Raw genomic sequence first — 3,419 nt, 5'->3', positions numbered from 1 at the left:
CCTTCAGCGATGGATAGGCCATCAGGATGCCGGAGACCTTTGCGAGGGCCACCTTGGTGTCAGGCTTCAACGTGTACTTGCCGGTGTCAAAGAGGACATCGGACATGTTGACGATCAAACCACGGGCGGATTCCTGGGTTGTGAGGACCGAGTTCAACTGCTGACGTAGCTTTTCGCGCGCCTCGGCCGCGGACTGTTGTGCGCTTGCTGCAGCCTGCTGTGCGCTTGCAGCAGCCTGGGCGGCCTCAGCCTCGCGGGCGCGGGCTTTGGCGGCTTCCGCTTCAGCACGAGCACGCTGAGCTGCTTCAGCTTCTGCGGCTGCCTGAGAGTTCGCTGCCTGTAACTCGGCTGCCTTCCGGGCATCGATCTCAGCCTGCTGCTGTTCGGCTGCAATCTTTCGCAGCGTGCTGACACGAGCATCTTCCGAGCGTTGGACCGCTTCACGGGCAAAGGTCACTTCCTGTTTGCGGTCGCCGTGTTTGTTCTGATCGAACGAGTCGGCATTGTCGAGGTTCTGCTTCACCTGTCCCATGATCTGGGGTTCGTATTTGTCAGCCCGTCGGGTGTAATGGCCCAAAGCACATAGGTCAGGTATTCCGGACCGAAGCCATTCGCGGGGGGAAGGTGATCCATTTTCGCGTCGATGGTCATGCGGCCCTTGTCACTCTTCACGACGGCTTTGCCTTTGGCATTGGCCAGAAGCGGTGTGCCCATCAGCTCAAGCGTTGTGGAGCCGCTACGGTGCATGTAATTGACGGCATCGAGGTCACGCTGGACGACGCTAACGCGATAGAGGGGAACGCCGTTGTATTCGCCGTCGAGGTGTGCGCCGCCCGTTCGTGACTGAGCGGCAGGCGTATTCGTGGGGTTGGGCTCCTGTGCTGCGGCAAGAGGCAGACCGGCCGCGGCGAGCAGGGTTGCATAGAATGTGTACCGGGAAATGACGTACATGGTCTCGCTCCTTCATTGCTCTCTGTGCCGCCTTCCTGAACGCGGTGTTGATGAGGGGCCTCAGAGCACCGGGGCGCTACGAAACTCCGGTGTGCACTGATGGGATGCGGTGAAAAATGCGAAGGCTGTCCATTTGTGAAGCTGGGAATGGATCCAGGTTTTTTATTGAATTGAGGCAACCTTAGAGCGAGCCACTATTCTTGTTGCCCCATTCTTTGCGAAGCAAAGGGTGGGGTATCGCGCTCCGCGCCACCGTTTTCGCGCGGCTCAAGAATGAGATCGTCTCGGGACCTGAAGATTGATGCCCAAACAGTGAAGGCCGGGCCCATGTCCCCTAGGGACATGGGGCACCCGATGCATGGGTATCTCGAGTTTGGTGATATGTCCTAGTTGTCGGCCTGAACCAGCTTGTGCGAGATCGCGAAGAGAGCGAGCTCCAGGCGCGTGGAGACACCGGTCTTATCGAAGACATTCGATAGATGGCGCTTTACGGTCTCTTCGCTGATGGAGAACTGCTTCGCGATGTCCTTGTTGCTGCAGCCTTCGACGATACAGGAGACAACCTCGAGTTCACGCGGTGTCAGGCCATAGGTCTTGCGTTCCGGCTGGGCGGCGGCTTTCTGCATCAGGTCATGGAGTGCCTTGACGAGGTTGACGACCCGTTCGCCGCCGATCCAGTAGTCGCCTCCGGCGACCGCACGAACGGCCTGCGACAGATCTCCGGCAACAGAGTCTTTAAGGACGATGCCGCGTGCCCCGATCTGCAACGCTTCAATGAGCTGCTGCGTGGTGATAGCGCTGGTGAGAAGGACGATCTTGACGCCGGGCGAACGGCTCATGATCGCTCGCATGGTCTCCAGGCCGGGAAGCCGCGGCATCTGCAGATCAAGCAGAAGGATGTCAGGCTCGTGTTCCAGCGTCTGGGTGATGGCGATGTCTCCATCTTCCGCCTCGCCCACAACGTCAAATCCATGTTCGGGTGCGAGCATGTTGCGGACGCCGAAGCGCACGACTGGATGATCGTCGGCGATTACGATACGGACCGGAAGTCCGGAGTGCCCGATACTGTGCGCCCCAGACTTCGAGGTAACTGCTTTCATCTGTAATTCCTCCGGTCTGGAGAGGGATTGATACGGCGATTGGCCCGTCAAAACCGCGATTCCAGCATACGACGCAGACGGTCTACTGCAAGCTCGAATTCGTCTAATTCGGTACCAACTTGCTTCCCTGAGATGCCGTTGCGCTCAAAGATCGAGGCCAGAGAAGCGAGTTCTACAGCTCCGACCATGGCGCAGCCTCCCTTGATGGCATGGGCCTGGCGGCGAAACGAGGAGTTGTCGTTCTCGTGGAAGGCCGTGCGCATGGCTGTAATGCGTGTGAGGGCATCGTCCATGGCAAAGGTATACGTCGCTTTTAACTGGGCAGCCGGCATGGCAGCGGTCATGCGGCGATAGATGGTTTCGTCGAGGAGGTGAGACTCCTGCGGCGCAGCGCCGTGATGCACGCCGGAACCATGCGTGAGCGAGAGAAAACGCTCCATGGAGAGCGGTTTAAGCAGGAAGGCATCGAAACCCGGCAGCCGGTGCTCCGGCGCCGTGGCGCTCATGGCGAAGATGCGCAGCGGGGTGGTGGTGGCCTTCCGCATGGCAGTGGCCAGGGCGGGGCCGCGCAGGCCGGGTATCTGCAGGTCCGTCAGCACGAGACCGATCTCCGGGTTCTTCGTGATGGCAGCTACCGCATCTTCGCCCGAACCGCAGCCAGTGACGGTGAAACCCTCCTGGGTGAGCAACACATCAAGCAGCTCCAGGCTCATGGGGTCGTCTTCAACAACGAGAATCTGGTTGGTGGCCATCTCGCTGACAGGGTATAACAGCCTGCATATGGACGGTAGCCCGGAAAATCTCGCGGAGCAATTGTTGTTGCTACGAAAACGCGTTGAAGCGTTGGAGGAAGAGGTTGCGACGCTTCGCGGGCGGCGCGTCGTCCAGTCGATAATGCCCAGAGCCCAAGCCGGGCCAACGCCGCCTGTGCCGGCCATTCCGGCTCCAGCCAATCCGCGTTTTGCTGTAGAAGAGCGGCAGAACCTGGAATCGCGGCTGGGATCGCAGGTCTTCAATCGTATCGGTGTCCTGGCACTATTGATCGGAGCGGCATGGGCGCTGAAGCTGGCGATCGATAATCAGTGGATCGGCCCGGCTGGACGCATTCTGGTGGGTTTGATTGCAGGCGCCGGGCTTGTGCTGTGGTCGGAACGTTTCCGCAGCAAAGGTTTCCCGGCCTTTTCCTATTCGTTGAAGGCAGTCGGAACCGGTGTTTTGTATCTGTCTCTATGGGCCTCCTTGCAGATCTATCACTTGCTGCCGGTAGGTGTTGTCTTCACGGCCATGCTGGCGGTGACTGCGTGGAATGCCTGGATGGCCTGGGCACAGGATGCCGAGCTGCTTGCTGCCTACGCTCTTGCTGGAGGG

4 protein-coding genes and 1 pseudogene are annotated in these 3,419 nt (G+C 59.5%); 1 reads left to right on the top strand and 4 read right to left on the bottom strand.

Annotated elements, in window-relative coordinates; translation table 11 throughout:
- The 4 genes and pseudogenes from AB4043_RS21100 to AB4043_RS21085 all read right to left on the bottom strand — a co-directional run.
- Positions 1 to 532: pseudogene (locus AB4043_RS21100) on the bottom strand (OmpA family protein); the annotation flags it as partial.
- Positions 520 to 951: a hypothetical protein gene (locus AB4043_RS21095; protein WP_442307991.1), complete on the bottom strand. Its 432-nt coding sequence runs from the start codon at positions 949 to 951 to the stop codon at positions 520 to 522. The gene AB4043_RS21095 and the pseudogene AB4043_RS21100, both read right to left, overlap by 13 nt.
- Positions 952 to 1,337: 386 nt before the next feature.
- Positions 1,338 to 2,051 (bottom strand): response regulator, encoded by a 714-nt coding sequence (locus tag AB4043_RS21090; RefSeq protein ID WP_442300667.1) that lies wholly within the window; start codon positions 2,049 to 2,051, stop codon positions 1,338 to 1,340.
- A gap of 47 nt (positions 2,052 to 2,098) precedes the next feature.
- Positions 2,099 to 2,803 carry an Hpt domain-containing response regulator gene (locus AB4043_RS21085; protein WP_442300668.1) on the bottom strand — a complete coding sequence of 235 codons (705 nt, stop codon included), beginning with the start codon at positions 2,801 to 2,803 and terminating at the stop codon, positions 2,099 to 2,101.
- On the opposite strand from AB4043_RS21085, the gene AB4043_RS21080 reads away from it, so the two are divergent.
- On the top strand, positions 2,796 to 3,419 hold a 624-nt coding region (locus tag AB4043_RS21080), incomplete at its 3' end, for a DUF2339 domain-containing protein (protein ID WP_442307990.1). The two genes, AB4043_RS21085 and AB4043_RS21080, sit on opposite strands and share 8 nt — an antisense overlap.

The organism is Terriglobus sp. YAF25 (genome assembly GCF_052113305.1).
Lineage (GTDB): Bacteria > Acidobacteriota > Terriglobia > Terriglobales > Acidobacteriaceae > Terriglobus.
This window is presented reverse-complemented; position numbering and strand designations above follow the sequence as displayed.